Raw genomic sequence first — 19,500 nt, forward strand, 5'->3', positions numbered from 1 at the left:
TCACCCCCTTGTCTTTTGTTGTTCAACATAACGCTTGATGGTCTCACTTGATACATTTCCAGCGGTAGAAACAAAATAGGAACGTGTCCACAAACTGGGCAAATGCAGAAGGTGTGGAAACTCTTCTCGTAGTTTTTTTGATGTGACTCCTTTTATTTTTGCCATGATATCAGCAGGGCTTAATGTTGGAAGTGCATTGAGAAACATATGTGTATGGTCTTTGTCGCATTCAATGGCAACAGTCACAATTTTAAGCTCTGCACATACCTCATGCACCAATTCCTTGAAGCGCTGTTCTACCTCTAATTTGAGAAATATCTTTCTCCTGTATCGTGGGCAGAACACAAAATGATAGTTCAACAAAGATACGGTTGTGTTTGTTCTTCTATATTCATTCATATCTATATTGTATGAGTTTAATAGATGAATTGAAACAAGCAAAAAAATTAAGAACGCAGACATTTCGGATACTTGAAGCATCACAATAGTGATACTCCGTATTCGACCTCACTTTCATCCCACATCTAAAGAATTAGGCTTTCTCGTTCGGGGATTCTGTAATCAATATTCTGTGCTTCGAGTTGCTCATGGATTTAGCTCCCTTCGCTCTATTACGATCCTATAGGACATTATTAACCGTTAGAGCGAAGGATTTACCTGATCCAATAAAGGCCCCGTATATTAACCCATCAAGTACCGCAGAATCATCATCGCAACAATACCGACAAGTACGGTTCCGAGCAGACTTCGTGTCCAGATGGCTACAGCAATCGTAGGCAGGGCTGCCCACAAAGCTGGATTATGTGTAATCGGCACCAACTGGTTGTCCGCCATAAACAGTTCCTGACCGATCAGTGCCGCCATGACCGCCACGGGTACATATTCAAGCCAGCGTAACAGCCACATCGGTATCTGTATTTTACTGAACAGCATGAGCGGCAATACGCGCGGGATGAACGTTAACAAAGCCGAACCCATTATAATCCAGAATACATCCCATCTTACTTCCATCGTTCCATCACTACTCCCATCGTTGCCGCAATGACCGCAGCCACAATGACACTCATGCTGCCAAGTGAAGCCATGCTGGCGAAGATTACACAGACAACGGCGATGATCGCCACATTGATGTGTAATTTTTTATTTTTGCGCTGCATCAGCTGAAGCACTACCAGACCTATAAACATTGCAGGCAGGGCAAAATCAAGTCCAAGCCGCTCGGGATTGGTTATCCAGCGTCCAAAGTAAGCCCCCGCCATATTCGCCACAAACCAATTCAGGTATGCTGTAATGTTCAGACCGTGCATCCAGCGCTCACTCAACGTTTTCCGGCCAATCGCTCGCGTCATCGCCACGCCAAAGGACTCGTCGGTAAGCAGCGAGCCGATCCACATATTTTTAAGCGGCGTCAGATGACGAAAGTACGGTGATACGGCTGCACTCAGCAGCAGATGGCGAAGATTCACGAAGAATATGGTGAAAATGATAGCAGTCGCTGAACCACTCGAGGCAAGCATGCCTGCGGCAATAAACTGAGCCGATCCAGCGTATACAATCAGACTGAGCAGAGCCGTTTCCGCCAAACTTAAGCCTGCCGTCATTTCAATGACACCTGCTGCAAACCCAATACTTAAATATCCAAGCAGTGTTGGGATACAGTCCTTAACCCCTTGCATAAATGAAGCATCATCCAACACCTCTTCGGTATTTGCGGGCCCGGATGTCAGTGGTATGGATTTATCCAAATCCGGTTCATCCCCTCTCCATGTCATCCACATCTTGCGGATTACTTTTAATTTAGAAATATACCACAGGATAAGACATTCAGGGAGAGACAGATTCACTTTTACAGAACAGATCCGTTCCGAGCGTTCATAAACCATTGATTAACGATGATCACCAACGAGAAAAAGACTGAAGGGTTTTACCCTCACAGTCTCCTTCGAGAAATGCTATTGAACTATAACTTGAATTTCTCAATCAGGCTTTGCAGATCTTCAGCCATGCGAGACAATGCCGCAGAAGAAGCTGCAACCTCTTCCATCGTAGCCAGCTGCTCCTGCGCAGCAGCTGAACCATCTTCGGTTCCTGAGGCAATTTGATTGGATAATTCAATGGTATCATTCACTTCCTTGGACACATGACTCATGCCTCCATCAATCTGACGGGAAGCTGTCGACACTTCTCCAGCTTGTGCAGCAACTAACTGCACGGCACTACGGATATTTTTGAAGGCCTCTCCCGCCTCCGTAATCATTTGCGTACCTTTAATCATGCCTTCTCCTGTACGGGCAAAGGTAGACTGTACTGCATTCGTTTTCTCTTGCATCTCCCGCATAAGTTCATTAATACGTTCGGCAGCACTGCCCGAATTGTTGGCTAGCGATTTTACTTCATTAGCCACGACAGCAAAGCCTCGACCTTGTTCACCTGCTCTTGAAGCTTCAATCGATGCATTCAAGGCAAGGATATTGGTCTGTTTGGCGATGTTGGTAATCTCGGCCACAATCTCAACAATTTCTTCATTTTTCGCTCGAAGATCCTGAATGACAGCAGCCATGGCCTCACTCTCATTATTCACCTTCTGAATATGAGCAACCGCCTCTTCCACCGTAACCATACCCGCTTCGGAGTTAGTAGATGCTTCTACAGCTATACGAGCCGTGTCTTCAGCACTCGATGAGATTTCTTTGACACCTATAGACATTTCACCGACGAGTTGGCCCGTTGCAGCAAGGCTGGCGTTTTGTTTGTTCGTTCCTGACGCTGCATCCTGCATCAATTCGGCAACCTGTTCCGTTGCTCTGGATGTCTGTTCAGAACTCGCCATCAGCTCCTCAGAGGATGCTGCTAGCTGGCTCGATGTATCATGTACTTCGCCCAGAACATTACGTAGTGAAGAGGTCATGGTATCGAAGCTTGCCCCGAGTTGTCCAAACTCGTCACGGCGCTGTAAACCTACACGAACTGTCAGATCACCCGCGCTTACTTTGGATGCTGCTTGCGTTAGTTGCAACAATGGACGGTGAATACTGCGAATAATGAACACAAGCAGAATAATACCAATGATCAACGAGGTCCCTACCAGAGTGTAGGCACGAATCAAGATCGGTCTTACCGCATCTGCTGCTTCAGAAGGAACCATCTCACCGACAATTTTCCAGCCTGTTTCTGGATTCGTATAGAATACGGCTTCCAATTCTTGTCCATCATACGTGTACTTTACAGTTCCTTGATCTTTTTTATACATCTCATTAATGTAGCTCTCATTGGACTGCACACCGGATTCGATATTGTAATGGAACAGGAACTTCCCGCCGTTATCAAGCATATACAGTTTTCCCTTTTCACCAATATGTATCTTATCAACGGAATCTTTCAAATAATTGAGACTTACATTGGCTCCAATTACCCCTTTACCATCGGCCAGCTTGGCAGCTGCGGTGACAACCCATTCACCCGTGGTTACCGACTGGAACGTGTCCGAGATAATTGGTTCATCCTGTGACATACCCATCGTATACCAGCTGCGTTCCCGTGGATCGTAGATTTGTTGTCCGGGGTCAGGGGATTTCATCCAGCTGCCATCTTCAGCACCTGCTGTTATTACACCCAATTCTTTGTGAGCTTTGGACATACGATCCATTTGTCTCTGAACAGCTGGTGATTTATTGATAATATCTGTTGAAGTAATACCCGCTGCAAACTGCGCTGCGTTATCCTTCTCCATATCCAGCATTTGAGTAATCTGCAGACTGAGCATTTCCGTTTTGGCCTGTGCAGAAAGAATGATTTCTTCCCTGACCTGGTCTGCTGCTTTTAAATAAGACAACCATCCCACGCTAATGCTCGGTACAATCAAGAACAAGAGCAACGAAGCGATCAGACGTTTCTTAACCGTTAATGTAAACCAATTGCGAATCCTTTTCTTCATTTAAATATCCCCCATCATCATCTTCACCCCTTTTTTATCGGACAAACGTAGTAAAAATATTATGTATGGATACTAAAATGAATCGAAATTGCATTATTTTTGTTAGGGAAATAGAAAATGATGCTCACGCCTCGTTTTGACCCTCTCTGCGAGATCGTTTACAATATCTCATAAGCTGGTTATCCATGAAACGATTGGAAGGAGAGGATTCGAATCTTACGCAAGTCACATGTGCAACAACCTGTTACCAGATTATATTCATCCATGTTACGTATTCTGTTAGCCCTCATCCTTTGTGCAGGCCCTATTATGGGACAAGCCAGTTTCACGGCATCCGCGGCACAAGAGACGCAAACAGTTCACATTGAAGTGAATGGTCAAGAGCAATCGTGGAAAAATGCACCCCTTGTATACAAAGGTACAACGTATGTTCCATTGCGAGATGTGGTTACCTCTGTACATGGCACCTTGAAGTGGGAAGCTCGTACCAAAACGGCTACGATTACCGTTGGTCGAGACAAGCTCGTTCACCAAGCTGGCAGTGACTTCATTCAAGTTAATCACGTTCGCCTGTCCTCCGGTGTGCAATCCCGCACCATTAACGGCACCCTGATGTTACCTGTCCGCGCGCTTGCCAATGCTCTCAAGGCAGATATTAAAGTTCAACGTACAGCCTCAGGGCAGATGAGTGTTAATATCCAGACGGACAAAGTGAGCCTATTAAATAGTCAAGTCGCTAGTGTAGACAGCTATTTGCGCGAAATTGATTTTCCAGGCATGGCTCTGATTGCCCGCAATGGCGAAGTGCTGCTTCGCCAAGGCTACGGACTAGCGGATGAACAGACGCTGAATCGTCCAGATCAGAAGACCAGAATTGCCTCTCTGAGCAAATCCTTCACCGCAGCCTCCATTCTCAGCTTGGTGGAAAAAGGGAAGCTCGATGTGCAAGATCCAATATCCAAGTACATCTCCGGTATACCAAAGGGAGATCAGATCACGCTCCATATGCTGTTATCCCAAACTTCAGGTATTCCATCCGCCTTTGGCCGGGGTGAAGGCACTTCATTGGAAGAAACGGTAGAGGAAATCCGGCACAAAACATTAAAATTCGAACCGGGTAGTGCCTATTTATACAGTAACAGTGGTTATGTTCTGCTGGCCTATGTTATTGAACAGGTATCTGGCATGAGTTATGCCGATTATGTAGAACAGACCATTCTGAAGCCACTCGGCATGAAGAACTCCGGAGAAGCTTCACGCAAGGTCCATACGACCAGCGGGTTTGTTTCGGAGAATAAGCAGTGGGTACCTGCCCCTTATTATGTTTCACAATCAGGTTCAGGGACGATCTACTCCACGGTGGATGATTTGCTGAAGTGGGATCGGGCACTGTACACGGACAAAATTCTAAGCCAGGATACGATTGAACAGATGTATGAGCCGTATTCGGATAAAAATTATGGCTACGCCTGGATTCTTAAGGAAAGCGATCAGAATCGTACCGTGTTCCATAACGGTAGCGGCGGTGGTTTTGCCACAGCGTTCTCACGCAATTTAACAGATGATGTTACCATTATTCTGCTCGGCAATCATGCGGGCATGGATATGACTTCGCTTATGGATAAAGTCGAGGCTAAGACAGCTCAGGCACTGAATCTGCAATAATTTTGTAATTATCCATTAGATATAGCAGAAGGGACGGTCCATTATAGGATCGTCCCTTCTGCTATATTGGTCTTCATATTCCGAATCAAACTTTCGCTTCGTTCGTCATTTAACGCCTGTCTACTTAATGGATACAGGAAGTTTCCCGGCAAAAGGAATATGCCCCATCAGCGCCCGAGCGGCGCTATCCATGGCAAGCGGCCTACTCTCGTAAGCTGCCACATACACCTGAACCTCCGGGATTGCAAGCAAATCATAGGGACTGCGGAGCGCCACAACAGCGAGCGGTTTGCCCAATTGCTGCAGCCAGCCGATCAACCTGCACTGCGGATCACCAGAGGCACTGCCTGCATTATACGTCCCCACCACAATCTGGCGAACGTCGTCCTCTTCGGCAGCTTGAAGCAGACGGGCAGAACGAATGGCAACCTCCTCTGGTGTGACTGTTATTTCGACCACATCCAGACCGTAGTGCGACAAAGTCGAACCTAGAGTAACCGCCTGAGTCAGCTGTTCGTCGGCAATCGTTGTCACAGATGTAGCAACCGTTATGACCAGTGTACGTTCCGGCTTCAAAGGCAGCATGTTCAGTTGGTCACGCACCAGCGTGATGCTGTTCTCACTGATTCGTCGAGCCACCTCTAGGTGTAATGGGTGGTTGCGCTCTTGGAGCTTCGATGAAGCTGGATCAGTTGATGCCTCAGCGGAGAGTGAAGTCGACACCGAACCGTGTACTTCATCATTACCTGTGCCTATTCCCTTCTCCAGCAGGCCTCGTTTGGCCTTGTACTTCAGCAACCGAGTTACAGATTCGTCAATGCGGGCCTCGCTGATTCGCCCGCTCTGCACGGCTGCCAGCAGCGCTTCAAACGCCCCTGCTTGAAGTTGAGCTGTGTGGCTGATCAACACCAGATCTGCGCCGGCCTCTACCGCCATCACAGCTGCATCGACAGTACCATAGTTGGCGGAAATCGCGTCCATCTCCATACAATCCGTTACAATCATGCCGTCATATCCCAGTTCCTGACGAAGCAATCCGCTTAACACGGCTCGCGATAGTGTCACAGGCAGACGCTCCGGTTCCAGAGCCGGAAAATAAATATGTGCCGACATCATTGCATCAACACCTGCCGCTATGGCAGCCCGGAACGGAATCAGCTCCACACGGTCTACCCGTTCCCGATCATGGGTGATGACCGGGAGATCCAGATGCGAATCGGTATCCGTATCCCCGTGTCCCGGGAAATGTTTGGCTGTCGCAGAAATGCCAGCATCTTGGACTCCCGCAATGCTCCTGGCCCCATACGCTGCCACGGACTGCGGTGATTCCCCAAATGAACGCACACCAATTACCGGATTGGCGGCGTTATTATTTACATCAAGAACCGGAGCAAAGTTCATGTTAATTCCCATCGATCTAAGCTCCACCCCACTGATATAGGCTGCCTGGTATGCATCCTCGATGGAACCTGCTGCCGCAATCGCCATCTGTCCCGGCATCAGGGTGATCCCTTCGGTAATCCGAGCCACCATGCCGCCCTCCTGATCAATGGATATCCAAAGCGGTACATTACCGCTATCGACAGCAATCCGTTGCAGCCCCGACGATAACCGCTCTACCTGCTCCGGCGACTCGACGTTGCGAGCAAAATAGATTACGCCGCCAATGGGATACTTTCGCAGAAAAGCATCCACATCACCGGCAGCCTCAGTGCCATGAAATCCACAAAGCAGCATTTGTCCAATTTTCTCACGCAGGGTCATCTGTTTCAGCTTCACCGGGTATATCTCTTTTGGCTCACTCATTCCATGCCTCCTCCCCATGACAAACATCATCCGTACATTACGCGACATTCTATTGATGAATTCCATACTTTATGGGTATAGCAAAAACGGCTTACGCCGTTCCTTCCATTCCTCTGCCTCTGCATTCCATGCTTCCATCAAGCGTACTAACTCTTCACGGTCATGAATGACATCCCTGACTTTCCTGCCTCCGGTCAACAGATCAATAAAATAACGGGAACCCGGCTGTGGCGGCTCCAACCAGCGAAATTGCTCCGGATAGAGCGATGCCAGTTCATGCAAAAGCACCAGACCTGTATCTACCGCCCGGAGTGCCCTGCTATCCGTCACGAAAATCCTCACACCTCCGCACAGCTCACCTGCATGTTTGGAGAAGGTTGGCGACATGTAGACCGGATGCACATGTACACCCTCCAATTTGTGTTCCCGAAAGCGTTCCGCCAGTCGTTCACCCTCAATCCAGGGGGATCCAATCCACTCAAATGGGCGAGTCGTGCCCCTGCCCTCTGATACATTGGTGCCTTCGAACAGGCAAGTACCCGCATACACCCGCACACTGTCCAGCGTGGGCATATTGGGAGAGGGCAGCATCCAAGGAAGCTCACAATTCGTAAACTCCATGGAGCGCCGCCACCCTTCCATTGCTATCACATCCAGTTCGCAGGGCACCTCCATCTCACTGTTGACCAACAGAGCCAATTCACCGACCGTCAGTCCGGTGCGGACAGGAACACGCCAAGCGCCAACGAGTGATTCATACCCCGCGCTTAGCAGGCCGCCTTCTACCGCATCCCCGCCCAGCGGATTGGGTCGGTCCAGCACCAACAAGCGTTTGCCTGCTTCGGCACAGGCCTCCATCATGTGGAACAGAGTGGATGCATACGTGTAATAACGAACGCCCACATCCTGAATATCAAACAGCACCGTATCCACCTCAGCCAGCATCGCAGGCGTAGGCTTCTTGTGTTCCCCATAAAGGCTGAACACAGGGATGCCCAGACGTGGGTGCACCGTATCCCCGAATCGAACACCAGCTTGAAGCTCACCATCCAGCCCGTGCTCACACGCATAAAGCGCTGTAAGTTTGGCATCTGCCAACCCGGCACAAACATCCACCGTAGAGACAAAGTCGGCCGTAATACCTGTGGGGTTCGTCATCAGGCCAATACGCGCATCCGTTAACCATGGGTGGGATAACCCGCTGGATAAAAGATCAACTCCAGTTTTTACACCCATCACACATTCCCCTGGCTTATCCACCCCGTATGTTGGTGGTCATTGCCGCCAGATGTGACAGGTTCCTCTTCAGGTTCAAGCACATTAAGGGCGACCTTATGCTGATAGATGGCAAACATGCCCGCGAACAGCGCTCCGAAGCCAACAACCGTCAGCATTAGCAAAGCCGTCAGACACAGCGCCTGAAAACAGGCTCCCATCGTGTACCCCGGATGACGGAAGAATAACTTCACACTTTCCCCCATCGCCTGAATGATGCCCATGTTTTTTTGCAAAACAAGCTGCCAGGTATAGAATTGCGACATCAGCGCCATGAGGACGAAGAACGTTTGGAACATGCTCACCGCTGTGCCTGTAATCCCGCCCTGTCCGCCGTAATACCACCAGGTTGACCAGAGAATGAAGCCAAGCACGGCGAAAAGCACACCTACTGCCCCTCCCGGGATGAATCCCTTCATCGTTCCGTTCCAGATATCCTTAAGACCATTGCGGCGTTCCTTGCGTTCCAGCCTGTGATGCACGGCATAACTGACACCGAACAGGATTGGCATATAAATCACGGCCAAAAGCAGCACCGCGATTGGCAGCGGAGCAAACATCAGAATGGGTACCAGCACGATGGAGCTGACAACACTGTACAGGGCCACCGGAATAATATCCCGATAGATTTCCGCCCCCGACTTGACCAACACTTCACTCAGCTTACGCATCCCCACACTCCCTTTCTTGCAGCTCGTTTCTTATTCCCGTCCAATCGCCAGTTCCGTCTCTGGGTCAAAAAAGTGTGCCTTACGCAGGTCCAGTACAAAATTTTTGTCCAATCCTACATAAGCATGTGTTTCCGGGTGAACCTTGGCCGTAACGGTACGGGCACCCGAATGGAAATACACTAGATTCTCGGAGCCCAGATGCTCTACAACCTGAACCCGCGCCTGCAGCATATGATCTGTTGGGATATTCGGAGCGACATCGTCACCAAAAATATGCTCTGGACGCAGACCCATAATCACCGGTTTGCCTTGATAGCTCTGAAGACGAGCGAGTACATCTTCTGGCAAGGTGAATGATGCTCCGTCCACAACAACCTGCGTGCCTTCAATCCGGGCATCAATGAAATTCATTGCCGGGGAACCGATAAATCCGGCAACAAACATATTACGCGGACTCGCATACAATTCTTTCGGTGAAGCCACCTGCTGGATATCTCCATGATTCATGACCACGATTCGCTCCCCAAGTGTCATGGCCTCCACCTGGTCATGCGTGACGTATACAATTGTGGCACCGAGCCGCTTATGCAGTTCGCCCAATTCCACCCGCATCTGTACCCGCAGCTTCGCATCCAGATTGGATAGCGGCTCATCGAACAGAAACACCTGCGGATCACGGACGATCGCACGCCCTACCGCCACACGCTGGCGCTGACCACCGGACAGCTCGCGCGGTTTGCGCTCCAGCATCGCCTCCAGCCCCAGAATGGCGGCCGCATTCTGTACCTGTTCATCAATATAGGATTTTGGTTTCTTGAGATTTTTCAGACCAAAGGACAGATTTTCACGTATCGTCATATGCGGATAAAGTGCATAATCCTGAAATACCATCGCGATATCGCGATCCTTCGGATGCAGGTCGTTCACGACCCGTTCCCCGATGACAATATCGCCACTCGTCTGTTTTTCCAGTCCCGCAATCATCCGCAGTGATGTCGTCTTGCCACAGCCCGAAGGACCCACAAAAACCACGAATTCCTTATCCTCTATAACAAAGTCCGAGCCGGCCACAGCCGTGAACGTTCCTTTATGATCGTCTTTGAATTCTTTGCGCACTTGGCGAAACTCCACGCGTGCCATAGGTAGATCCCCCTTTACGTTGTCGCTTGTCCTGAACTAACAGTTCACCTTAACCTTTTACTGCACCGATCGTAATGCCCTGTAGGAAATAACGTTGCAGTGAGAAAAACAGAATGATCATCGGCAGCGCACCAATTGTTGCCCCTGCCATCATTGCGCCGAAATCCGTTGATTCGGCAAATACGAACGAAGCCAGCCCCACCTGAACGGTGCGCATCTCGTTGGAGTTAGTGATCAGGAATGGCCAGAAGAATTCATTCCACGAAGCTACAAACGTGAAAATCGCCAGCACCGCGATCCCTGGCTTCGCCATCGGCAGAATCACTTTCCAGAAGATGCCGAACTCACTGCATGCATCAATACGTGCCGCATGAATCAGTGATGTGGGCAGCGTTGACATGAACTGTTTCATCAAGAAAATGTTGCCCACACTGACCGCAGCAGGCAGAATAATGGCCGTATACGTATCCCCCAGGTCAAACACGTTGACCATCAGAATATACAAGGGAATCAGGGTCACCTGTGCCGGAATCATCATCGTGCCCAGCAAGGTCCAGAATACCGCCTGACTTCCCGGGAATTTCAGTTTGGCGAACGCATATCCCGCCAGGGAGGCGAAGAACACATTCGTCACGGTTAGAATGACCGAGATGAGCAGCGAGTTGTACAGCCAGCGCCAGGCATCAGTTTTGGCAAAAAAGCGCTCATATGGTGATAACGACAGCTGCTCCGGGATCATCTGCGGTTTGAAGGAAGCCGACATCGCACTATCCTGCACCGAACCGACTAGCATCCAGTACATCGGAATGACCGTCACCAGTGCCCAGACCACCAGCAGAATGGATGCAACGACAAGCAGTGTCTTTTTCTGTGTTGATTTCATGGATTTCATTCACCCCCGGATGCTTAATGCAACATGCTCTAATAGTACGTGTTTTGAACTACCTCTAATACTCAATATCGCTGGAGAAATATTTGAACTGGATGACGGAGATGACAATAATGATAATCGCCAGAACGAACGACTGTGCAGAAGCCAATCCGAACTCATAGAACTTGAATGCCGTCTCATAGATCAGATAAGCGATCGTTGTTGTCGCAAAGTTCGGTCCACCCTGTGTCATCAGATATACCGAAATGAACACCTGGAAAGACGTGATCACACCTGTCACGAGCAGATACAGCGTCGTTGGTTTGAGGAGCGGCCATGTAATCTTGCTGAACTGGGTCCAGCCGCTGGCATGATCAATATCCGCCGCTTCGTACAGCGATTTCGGAATACCGCCCATGGCTGCCAGATACAGAATAATGCCCGCTCCGTGCGATCCGAGCCAGTTCATCAGAATGAGTGAAAAGAGTGCCGTTCCCGATTGGCCCAGCCAGATCACCGGATCAAGGCCTAACAGGCCAAGGAAGCGGTTCAGCAGTCCCGAATCTGTCGGGTCAAAGATCGCCAGCCATACGATGGAGATGGTTACTCCGGATGCTACCGCAGGCAGGTACAATGTTGCTTTGAAGAACGTCTGCCACTTGCTTTTCATCTGGTAGATGAAGTAGGACAGTACAAATGTAATGAGAATATTGACCGGTACCGTACCTACAGTAAAGATGAGTGTATTTTTAATCGACTTCCAGAACGTCTCATCTTTCACCAGTCGCTCGTAGTTATCCAATCCAACCCACGTCGAGTTCATAATGTTGTATTTCTGGAAGCTCATCACGAGAGCCGTCAGAACGGGATACAGTGTGAAAATGAGAAACAGCAGGACAGGCGCCAAAATAAACAAATACGCCCACCCGTAGTCTCGCCAAAACCGGGCAACCCGGGAAGTCCGGGGCACAGACGGTTTTGGCGCAAGGGCGGTCTGCATGGCGAATCCTCCTCTCCTAATCAGTGTAGTTTTGCGTTATGTTGTATGGTCCGAGTTATTGTCCAAACATCTGCTGGCCTTTGTTCTTGAAGTCTTCTGCGATCTGCTCCGGTGTCTTCTCACCCGAGAACAGCGCCTGAATGTTAGGCTTCACAACTTGTTCCTTGAATTGTTTTTGCTGTGATGCTTTGTCGATATCCAGTTCCAGTACAACCGGCATAGCGATATTCTCTGCCATGACTTTTGCAGCAGCCAGATTATCCGGTTGACCAAGTTCTTTTCCTTTAAACAGATCCACCTGGGATTGTCTTACGAATGGAAGCGCCAGTTCATTGGCCGAGTTCCCTGCTTTGGCACCACTGAGTGCCTCCATAACCAGGAACGTATTTTTAGCATGCTGTTCACCTTTGTCCTTCTTCTGTTTGAAGGCTACATACCCTTCGCCACCCATCGTTGTTGCCGCAGGTTGATCATCATTATGCGGTACAGGCAGCAGGACAAAATCAATTTTCTCCCCTTGTACCTTGCCGTCATCAATATCCTTGTTGCGGTTCTGAATCATCACATCATAATAAGGAATCGCTTTGGAGATGATCGCCGTTTCACCCGCGTAGAACATATCCGTCCGTTTTGCTGGAGCAAGAGCAGCCGTTTCCTTCGGCATATAACCTTGATCCATCAGATTTTTGATAAAAGAGAGAGTATCCAGAATGCGGCCATCATTCCATTGGAATGTGCCAGCTTTATCGAGAACGTCAATCATGCCGTTGTTTCGGGACAACATTTCAATGAAATCAAGCGAGGTTCCGTCGGTAACCAGTGCATATTGTTTAGCCCCACCATCCAGCGTTTTGGTCAGCTTGGCTGCGGCAGCGTTGAATTCGGACCAGGTCCAACCATTTTGCTGAATGGATTTCCAGTCAATACCCGCTTCCTCGAGAATGCGTTTGTTGCCACCCCATGCCCATTGGAATTGATACAACGGCATTCCGTACTGTTTCCCTTGGATCTGGCCTAATTCAAGCGTACCTGGCAGATAGTCATCCTTGATCTCAGGTGTCAGGTAGTTGTCCAGCTCAAGTGCCAATCCCGTATTCACATATGTGCCGTCTACACTATGAAAGTAAAGATCCGGCGGGTTGCCCGCGTTCAGAGCGACATCGAATTTTTTGGGCCCTTCCGCCCAGGAGAGCATCTCCGTCTTCACGGTAATGTTCGGGTGTTCTTTATTGAAATCAACGATCAGATCCTTCAGTTCATCTTCATATGTCCCATGTACTGGATAAGTCCATACGGTCACCGTATCTTCCGCATTGGGATCATCTGAAGCAGCACCCCCGCTATTCCCGCAGGCAGTAACCCAGACCATCATCAACAACATTGCCCATACCAGACCCTTCTTTTTCATCCCTTCATCTCCTTCGCGTGTCGTCTCCCGATAATTGCATTGCCTAACCATGCTACCCCTTTTGAAATCATCCATCCTTAAACGACTTAACAGATTATTGAGCGTGGCAGTAAGGAAAATGCACCTCCCTTATGGATTAGACCTGAACGTACGCAGGATTAATCTCTTAAATGCAATATTAACGTCAACTTAGTTAACATTAACAGTATTAATTCCTTCCAAAATTGTAGATTGAGTTCATTATATGAGCTATGAAATAAAAATTCAACATTATTTTTTATTATAAAATTTAATTTTACTTTTTCATTTTATGCCTCTATACTATGTAAAAAGAAAACTCAAGCAATCGAGGTGAGCCACTTTGCGAGTATATGTAGGCGTAGATGGAGGCGGTACCAATACTGATGCAGCAATCATTTCTGAGTTTGGCGAAATTCTCGCCCGGCTCAGCGGCGGTCCCACAAATCCTCACAGCGTACCACTGGAACAGGCCCTTTCCGAACTGCAACGAGTGCTGGAACAGCTATTTAATCTAAAAAGTGATTTATCGACAAATTGTGAAGGTATATGCCTCGGCATGTCAGGTGTAGATACGATCCAAGAACGGCAACTTATAGCCGACGCAGTTAATAACTATATGAAGAGTCGGAATCGACAGGGATCAGAAGGGTGTCCAGTCTGGGTTGTATCCGAAGGAGAGATTGCTCTGATGGCCTCTCTCGGACATACTCACGGTGTATTGTGCATCTCTGGAACAGGGTCCATCGTGTACGGTTTTACGCTGGAAGGAGAGCGATACCGTGCAGGAGGCTGGGGTCATCTGCTCGGAGATGAGGGGAGCGGCTATCGTATTGGGCAGCGTGCACTCCAAGTGGTAATGCAGAGCTATGACGGTGTTCTTCCTCCAACCCGTTTAACCCCGCTTCTTCTAAGGAAACTGAACCTTCGGGATATATCGGAGTTAAAGGCACGGGTGTACCAGACGGATTGGGGCAAAACCGAGACCGCATCCATCGCCCGTCTGGCTATAGAGGCTGCTGAATCCGGGGATGAGGCCGCCCGGGCACTGATCATCGATGAGGCCGCACAATTGGCGGATACCGCCAAGGCGCTGATTGCCCGTCATCCCGAATTTGCATCCACTCAGGTTGTCCTGTCTGGATCATTGTTTCGATACGCTGCACTTTTCCGAACTACATTTATCCAGAAGTTATCGGGATATTATGAAGAGTTGGACTTTGTATATCGTGAAGATGCCCCTGCTCCAGCGATTGGTGCAGCACAACTGGCAAGAATACGCTGTTCCTTGAATGAATCATTTTAAAAGAGAGAAGGAGGCCATACGGATGAATCACATGCTGAACTCACTACTAACGGAACAACCCAATCCACTAACGGATCATATAGATGAATTGCCTTCGGCAGAAATTATGGAGCTAATTAATAAGGAAGATCAACGGATTGCGGAGCTCATTCAGCCCCTGATTCCGGTCATTGCTCAAGCGGCGGACCTGATTTTGAAGGCCTTTCAATCTGGCGGCAGGCTATTTTATGTAGGCGCAGGTACAAGTGGACGATTGGGAATACTCGACGCTTCGGAATGCCCGCCTACCTACGGAACCCCTCCCTCTATGGTGCAGGGTATTATCGCAGGGGGATTTCGGGCAGTGAAGGACCCGGTTGAAGGTGCTGAGGATAGCGAGGAATTGGGAGCCGCAGACCTTGATGAACATGGAATAGACGAAAACGATGTCGTGGTTGGCATTGCAGCCAGTGGCCGGACGCCGTATGTGCTGGGTGCGATGAGACACGCCAAGGAGATCGGAGCTACTGTAATCAGCCTGAGTAACAACGCAGGTACGCCGATGACCCTTTTGGCTGATGTGAGCATCGAGGCTGTTGTCGGCCCAGAGGTTGTCATGGGTTCAACACGTATGAAGGCCGGCAGCGCCCAGAAAATGATTCTGAACATGCTCACCACTACTGCCATGATTCGTCTGGGCAAGGTTTACCGTAATTTCATGGTCGATCTGAACCCTTCGAATGAAAAACTTGTCCATCGGGCCAAACGCATGATCCATCTGGCAACCGGAGCGAACGAAGCGGACATTGAACAGGTTTTTGCCGGTGCAGACGGTCATGTAAAAACAGCAATCGTCATGCTGATGGCAGGCGTGGACGCCGTGGAAGCTCAGCGAAGACTGGATCTGGCTGACGGATTTGTCCGCGCCGCCATTGTGGGTCCTTCCTGAGCCGTACAGAAGTATTCCTAGAGGTTGAAAGAGAAGAGCCCGACATTAGTCTGGGCTCTTTTTTTATTTTTTTATACTAAAAGCGAATATAATCCGTCAAAAAAATCCCCTTCTGTATAAACAGAAAGGGATTCATATGGTTCTACTTCACTTATGCTCCAGAATAGCCTGCCGGCTCTTCTCCAAATATTCCACCGACTGGTTGTAGTCGCGGCTGGCAATCGCCAGATACAAAATGTCGATCACGTTCAGCTGTGCGATGCGTGACGAAGTTGCTCCGCTCCGGATATCGCTTTCGGTGGAAGTAATCATCAGGGGTACATCCGCCAAACTGCTGAGCGTATTGCTCCCCCACTTGGTAATGCTAATCGTTGCAGCGCCGCCTTCACGAGCATGCTTCAGACAGGAGATCACGTTCGAAGTCTCCCCTGAATACGAGATACATACCACCGCATCATCTTCGCGAAGCGTCGTTGCGGACGAAATCTGCATATGCGGATCGGCGAACGAAAAGCTTGTGCGATTGATTCGCATGAACTTGTAGTGTGCATCCAGCGCAATCAGGTTGGAGGCCCCCACCCCGTAGAAAAAGATCCGGTTCGCCCGATGAAGAATATCCACTGCCCGCTCCACCAGACGCGGGTCCAAAATATGAACGGTATCCTTCACCGACTGAATATTGTTTGCGGACACATGCTGAATAATGCTCTCCATGGAGTCCTGGGGACGAATCTCCGTATATTGGTATTGCTCACCTGTCTGCAAATCTCCGGCAATCTTCAGCTTCAGCTCCTGGAAACCCGTTACACCCAGTGATTTGCAGAGACGGATAATGGCAGCCGGGCTGCCACCGCTCCGTTCAGACAGCTGTGCCACCGAGGACTGAACCGTCTCTTGGGGATGATCGAGAATGTAAGCACCGATCTTCCGTTCCGACGGAGTCAAGTCATCCATTAATGCGCGTAAACGTACAAGTCCACCTTTCATGCCTTCCATCCGCTCCTCCTTTCCGTACTGCCTTCATGTACAAGCATTTTATCCTATAATTCCAATAGAGTCTAATTGATTAAACGCCCTTGCTTATTCAACTCATTCAAAAGCCATGCTGCACTACAGTGTCAGGTTGCCCGATATTACGGCGTGTTTCGCGCCGGTTACTGCCGGGAGCGTGTTGGTTCTGCCCATGAGTGCCTCATGGCCAAGGAGGGCAAATCCAATCGCTTCACGGGCATCATCTGGTATACCATAGTCCGCTGTTCGCTCCAAACGGATACCTTCCGGGAGTCTCTGACGGATCATCTCCATTAACGTGGCATTGGAAGTGCCACCACCGCAGGCGAGCATGGCCGATATGTGCACCTTGGGCAGGATAAAATCCTTCACTGCACGCACGATCGTCTCCGCGGTCAGACAAGTGGCGGTAGCCAGCGTATCCTCCAGGGATAAAGAACGCGCAGCGGCCATCTCCATCAAGCGTACTGCATATGCTGCACCGTACACTTCACGTCCGGTACTCTTGGGAGGCAGCCTTTTGAAATAGGTATCGTCCAAACACAGATCCACCAGATCCTGATCAAACTTTCCCTGTGCGGCGATGCTTCCATTTGGATCATAGTGCTGCCGCCCACCAGTCGCCTGGCGTACGATCGCGTCCATCACCATATTGCCAGGTCCCGTATCAAAAGCCGAAATGCCTTCATTAGAAGACGCTGATGGCAGCACCGTAACGTTGCCAATACCACCGATATTTTGCACCAATCGTCCTTCCTCCGGGCTGCGGAACATCAACGCATCGGCGTAAGGGGTAAGCGGCGCCCCCTCCCCGCCAGCCGCCATATCCCGGGCCCGCAAATTGCCGATCACTGGCAGGCCCGTTCGTTCACGTACAACGGCGCTTTCGCCAATCTGCAACGTGGACACCACTGGAAGACTCTCGCCTGCTGGCCCTGGAAAAGCCGAGGCTACTGGTGCGTGCCATACGGTCTGTCCGTGCATGCTGATCGCATCCACCTGCCCGGATGAGATTCCTGAGGATCGAATAAGCTCTCTGACACTCTGAGCATACCACTCCGATACGCCAAAATGTGCAGCCGTCAGCTCATCCACACGTGCCGTCTCCGGTGAACATAGTCGAATCAGCACTTCTCTCAATTCATTGGAGTAAGGTACGCAGACGAAGTCAACCAGATCGATCTTTTGCAATGCCCCGCTGTCATCTGTCAGAATACGCACCAATGCCGCATCCGTCCCGTCGAGGGACGTGCCTGACATCAGTCCAATGATGTAATGCTCCCGTTTCAAGCGATATTGCTCCCACATCGGATAGCTGCCTGTATCCATCCATTCACAACCTCCCGCCAGACCCGATGAACACGTCATCCTGCCATAATTTCACCCAGTATATGATATAAAATTTCACAAGTCAAATATTTTATGAAATTTAATTACACTCTTCCAACCATAGCGACTCTTTGTCCGAAATGAAATGCTCACGAGATGCTTCTATAAATAAAAATAGATAAATAACGATCAAAAAAGAAACATTTTTACAATTTTACCGTTTATATAACGAAGGTATATTTTGGAATCGACATGTTGAGGATTATAAGCTGTCACTAGCGGAAGGAGATACCAAGATGAATAACGCTGCTATTTGGTTTTCAACTGTGTTAATACTGGGGGGATTGACGACTACATCGTCATCTACTGTTGGTGCCAAACCAGCTGCACCAGAACAAATTTCACAACGTTCAGTTAATGCGCCTTCTGTAACTCCTTCCATCTATTCAAGCGTCACACCTTTTAAAAAGAGCAACAGTACCAACAAAATCATCTTGAAGGGAGGAAATATTACTTTAACCGCTACTACAGTGAAGTTGGAAGGTATGCCCACATTTGAACAAAACGTAATTCAATCCATTGTCGTCACCAAGGGGAGCCAGAAATATACGATTGAAACGAGTGACTTGGAGGACAATTGGCTCGATATCACAAGTGTTGTTGCCTCTGACTCCAATACATGGCTTGCTATACACGCAGAACGTAGCTCAGGAAACACTCTGATGCTGCTTAACCTTCAAACGGGTGAAGTGACGGAATTAAATGACCGATTGAAAAAAGCAGGCAAGAAAAACATAGAAACGATTGCCGACTATAACTGGGCACCCAACAAAGATCAGATAGCCTTCTCTTACGGAGATCCCTCCAAAAGCTCAATAGCCATCTACAATGTTCAGAAAGAGAGCTTTGTATACCTACCAAGGGCAACCAATTATATTAGTACCAATCTGATTTTGTGGCAAAAAAACGGAAAAATGCTAGATTACATCAGTGAGTACCCGTCTGATCAAATGATACTTTATAGGTATAGCATGGAGAGTAACAAGGTGAAGCCTGTTAAGAAAATCAGCCGTAATGAGTTTGCCGAATGGTTTAAGCTGGATAAGTATTCCATACAGTAACGATCTAAATAGTAGAG

General features: G+C 49.0%; 17 protein-coding genes. 4 read left to right on the plus strand and 13 right to left on the minus strand.

Annotated elements, in window-relative coordinates; all coding sequences use genetic code 11:
• The 4 genes from tnpA to AC4PM4_RS23535 form a co-directional block, all read right to left on the minus strand.
• Positions 1 to 399 (minus strand): IS200/IS605 family transposase, encoded by a 399-nt coding sequence (tnpA, locus tag AC4PM4_RS23520; RefSeq protein ID WP_090810084.1) that lies wholly within the window; start codon positions 397 to 399, stop codon positions 1 to 3.
• Between the two features lie 282 nt (positions 400 to 681).
• The gene (locus tag AC4PM4_RS23525; RefSeq protein ID WP_063568025.1) at positions 682 to 1,011 is read right to left on the minus strand and encodes an AzlD domain-containing protein; all 330 of its coding nucleotides are present in this window, start codon (positions 1,009 to 1,011) and stop codon (positions 682 to 684) included.
• Complete coding sequence (locus AC4PM4_RS23530) at positions 1,002 to 1,676, minus strand: AzlC family ABC transporter permease (protein WP_063568035.1); 675 nt, start codon at positions 1,674 to 1,676, stop codon at positions 1,002 to 1,004. Before AC4PM4_RS23530 ends, AC4PM4_RS23525 begins: the two co-directional genes overlap by 10 nt.
• Positions 1,677 to 1,960: 284 nt before the next feature.
• Entirely contained in the window at positions 1,961 to 3,934 is a 1,974-nt protein-coding gene (locus AC4PM4_RS23535; protein ID WP_491614686.1) for a methyl-accepting chemotaxis protein, read from the minus strand.
• Between the two features lie 231 nt (positions 3,935 to 4,165).
• Between AC4PM4_RS23535 and AC4PM4_RS23540 the strand changes: the two genes are divergently transcribed.
• The gene (locus AC4PM4_RS23540; protein WP_491614687.1) at positions 4,166 to 5,599 is read left to right on the plus strand and encodes a serine hydrolase domain-containing protein; all 1,434 of its coding nucleotides are present in this window, start codon (positions 4,166 to 4,168) and stop codon (positions 5,597 to 5,599) included.
• Between the two features lie 120 nt (positions 5,600 to 5,719).
• On the opposite strand, the gene nagZ is transcribed toward AC4PM4_RS23540, so the two are convergent.
• From nagZ to AC4PM4_RS23575, 7 genes are all read right to left on the minus strand, one after another.
• Positions 5,720 to 7,405 (minus strand): beta-N-acetylhexosaminidase, encoded by a 1,686-nt coding sequence (gene nagZ / locus AC4PM4_RS23545; protein WP_090954173.1) that lies wholly within the window; start codon positions 7,403 to 7,405, stop codon positions 5,720 to 5,722.
• Positions 7,406 to 7,474: 69 nt separating this feature from the next.
• The gene (locus AC4PM4_RS23550; RefSeq protein WP_491614688.1) at positions 7,475 to 8,641 is read right to left on the minus strand and encodes an exo-beta-N-acetylmuramidase NamZ family protein; all 1,167 of its coding nucleotides are present in this window, start codon (positions 8,639 to 8,641) and stop codon (positions 7,475 to 7,477) included.
• Positions 8,641 to 9,351 (minus strand): hypothetical protein, encoded by a 711-nt coding sequence (locus AC4PM4_RS23555; protein WP_064642815.1) that lies wholly within the window; start codon positions 9,349 to 9,351, stop codon positions 8,641 to 8,643. Before AC4PM4_RS23555 ends, AC4PM4_RS23550 begins: the two co-directional genes overlap by 1 nt.
• A 30-nt stretch (positions 9,352 to 9,381) precedes the next feature.
• Positions 9,382 to 10,491 carry an ABC transporter ATP-binding protein gene (locus AC4PM4_RS23560; RefSeq protein ID WP_491614689.1) on the minus strand — a complete coding sequence of 370 codons (1,110 nt, stop codon included), beginning with the start codon at positions 10,489 to 10,491 and terminating at the stop codon, positions 9,382 to 9,384.
• 49 nt (positions 10,492 to 10,540) lie between these two features.
• Complete coding sequence (locus AC4PM4_RS23565; RefSeq protein ID WP_062322342.1) at positions 10,541 to 11,374, minus strand: carbohydrate ABC transporter permease; 834 nt, start codon at positions 11,372 to 11,374, stop codon at positions 10,541 to 10,543.
• Between the two features lie 64 nt (positions 11,375 to 11,438).
• A complete protein-coding gene (locus AC4PM4_RS23570; protein WP_063568019.1) occupies positions 11,439 to 12,362 on the minus strand; it encodes a carbohydrate ABC transporter permease in 924 nt (307 codons plus the stop codon).
• A 55-nt stretch (positions 12,363 to 12,417) separates the two neighbouring features.
• On the minus strand, positions 12,418 to 13,770 hold the full coding sequence (locus AC4PM4_RS23575) for an ABC transporter substrate-binding protein (RefSeq protein ID WP_072734989.1): 1,353 nt from the start codon (positions 13,768 to 13,770) through the stop codon (positions 12,418 to 12,420).
• Between the two features lie 361 nt (positions 13,771 to 14,131).
• Between AC4PM4_RS23575 and AC4PM4_RS23580 the strand changes: the two genes are divergently transcribed.
• Both AC4PM4_RS23580 and murQ read left to right on the plus strand, forming a co-directional pair.
• Positions 14,132 to 15,094: an N-acetylglucosamine kinase gene (locus AC4PM4_RS23580; RefSeq protein WP_063568017.1), complete on the plus strand. Its 963-nt coding sequence runs from the start codon at positions 14,132 to 14,134 to the stop codon at positions 15,092 to 15,094.
• Positions 15,095 to 15,116: 22 nt separating this feature from the next.
• On the plus strand, positions 15,117 to 16,022 hold the full coding sequence (gene murQ / locus AC4PM4_RS23585; RefSeq protein WP_063568016.1) for an N-acetylmuramic acid 6-phosphate etherase: 906 nt from the start codon (positions 15,117 to 15,119) through the stop codon (positions 16,020 to 16,022).
• A gap of 147 nt (positions 16,023 to 16,169) precedes the next feature.
• Here the strand turns inward: murQ and AC4PM4_RS23590 are convergent, their stop codons facing one another.
• Together AC4PM4_RS23590 and AC4PM4_RS23595 are read right to left on the minus strand one after the other, a co-directional pair.
• Entirely contained in the window at positions 16,170 to 17,009 is an 840-nt protein-coding gene (locus tag AC4PM4_RS23590) for a MurR/RpiR family transcriptional regulator (RefSeq protein ID WP_063568033.1), read from the minus strand.
• Between the two features lie 123 nt (positions 17,010 to 17,132).
• Positions 17,133 to 18,362 carry an anhydro-N-acetylmuramic acid kinase gene (locus tag AC4PM4_RS23595; protein ID WP_090810068.1) on the minus strand — a complete coding sequence of 410 codons (1,230 nt, stop codon included), beginning with the start codon at positions 18,360 to 18,362 and terminating at the stop codon, positions 17,133 to 17,135.
• 296 nt (positions 18,363 to 18,658) lie between these two features.
• Here AC4PM4_RS23595 and AC4PM4_RS23600 point away from each other — a divergent pair, with 296 nt between their 5' ends.
• Positions 18,659 to 19,483: a hypothetical protein gene (locus AC4PM4_RS23600; protein WP_491614690.1), complete on the plus strand. Its 825-nt coding sequence runs from the start codon at positions 18,659 to 18,661 to the stop codon at positions 19,481 to 19,483.
• The last annotated feature ends 17 nt before the right edge of the window (positions 19,484 to 19,500 follow it).

This window comes from Paenibacillus sp. MDV22-iso6 (assembly GCF_058408365.1).

Bases quoted from the DNA above. Each gene is read 5' to 3' on its own strand.
- tnpA (WP_090810084.1), bottom strand. From the start codon at position 399: ATGAATGAATATAGAAGAACAAACACAACCGTATCTTTGTTGAACTAT.
- AC4PM4_RS23525 (WP_063568025.1), bottom strand. From the start codon at position 1,011: ATGGAAGTAAGATGGGATGTATTCTGGATTATAATGGGTTCGGCTTTG.
- AC4PM4_RS23530 (WP_063568035.1), bottom strand. From the start codon at position 1,676: ATGCAAGGGGTTAAGGACTGTATCCCAACACTGCTTGGATATTTAAGT.
- AC4PM4_RS23535 (WP_491614686.1), bottom strand. From the start codon at position 3,934: ATGAAGAAAAGGATTCGCAATTGGTTTACATTAACGGTTAAGAAACGT.
- nagZ (WP_090954173.1), bottom strand. From the start codon at position 7,405: ATGAGTGAGCCAAAAGAGATATACCCGGTGAAGCTGAAACAGATGACC.
- AC4PM4_RS23550 (WP_491614688.1), bottom strand. From the start codon at position 8,641: ATGGGTGTAAAAACTGGAGTTGATCTTTTATCCAGCGGGTTATCCCAC.
- AC4PM4_RS23555 (WP_064642815.1), bottom strand. From the start codon at position 9,351: ATGCGTAAGCTGAGTGAAGTGTTGGTCAAGTCGGGGGCGGAAATCTAT.
- AC4PM4_RS23560 (WP_491614689.1), bottom strand. From the start codon at position 10,491: ATGGCACGCGTGGAGTTTCGCCAAGTGCGCAAAGAATTCAAAGACGAT.
- AC4PM4_RS23565 (WP_062322342.1), bottom strand. From the start codon at position 11,374: ATGAAATCAACACAGAAAAAGACACTGCTTGTCGTTGCATCCATTCTG.
- AC4PM4_RS23570 (WP_063568019.1), bottom strand. From the start codon at position 12,362: ATGCAGACCGCCCTTGCGCCAAAACCGTCTGTGCCCCGGACTTCCCGG.
- AC4PM4_RS23575 (WP_072734989.1), bottom strand. From the start codon at position 13,770: ATGAAAAAGAAGGGTCTGGTATGGGCAATGTTGTTGATGATGGTCTGG.
- murQ (WP_063568016.1), top strand. From the start codon at position 15,117: ATGAATCACATGCTGAACTCACTACTAACGGAACAACCCAATCCACTA.
- AC4PM4_RS23590 (WP_063568033.1), bottom strand. From the start codon at position 17,009: ATGAAAGGTGGACTTGTACGTTTACGCGCATTAATGGATGACTTGACT.
- AC4PM4_RS23595 (WP_090810068.1), bottom strand. From the start codon at position 18,362: ATGGATACAGGCAGCTATCCGATGTGGGAGCAATATCGCTTGAAACGG.
- AC4PM4_RS23600 (WP_491614690.1), top strand. From the start codon at position 18,659: ATGAATAACGCTGCTATTTGGTTTTCAACTGTGTTAATACTGGGGGGA.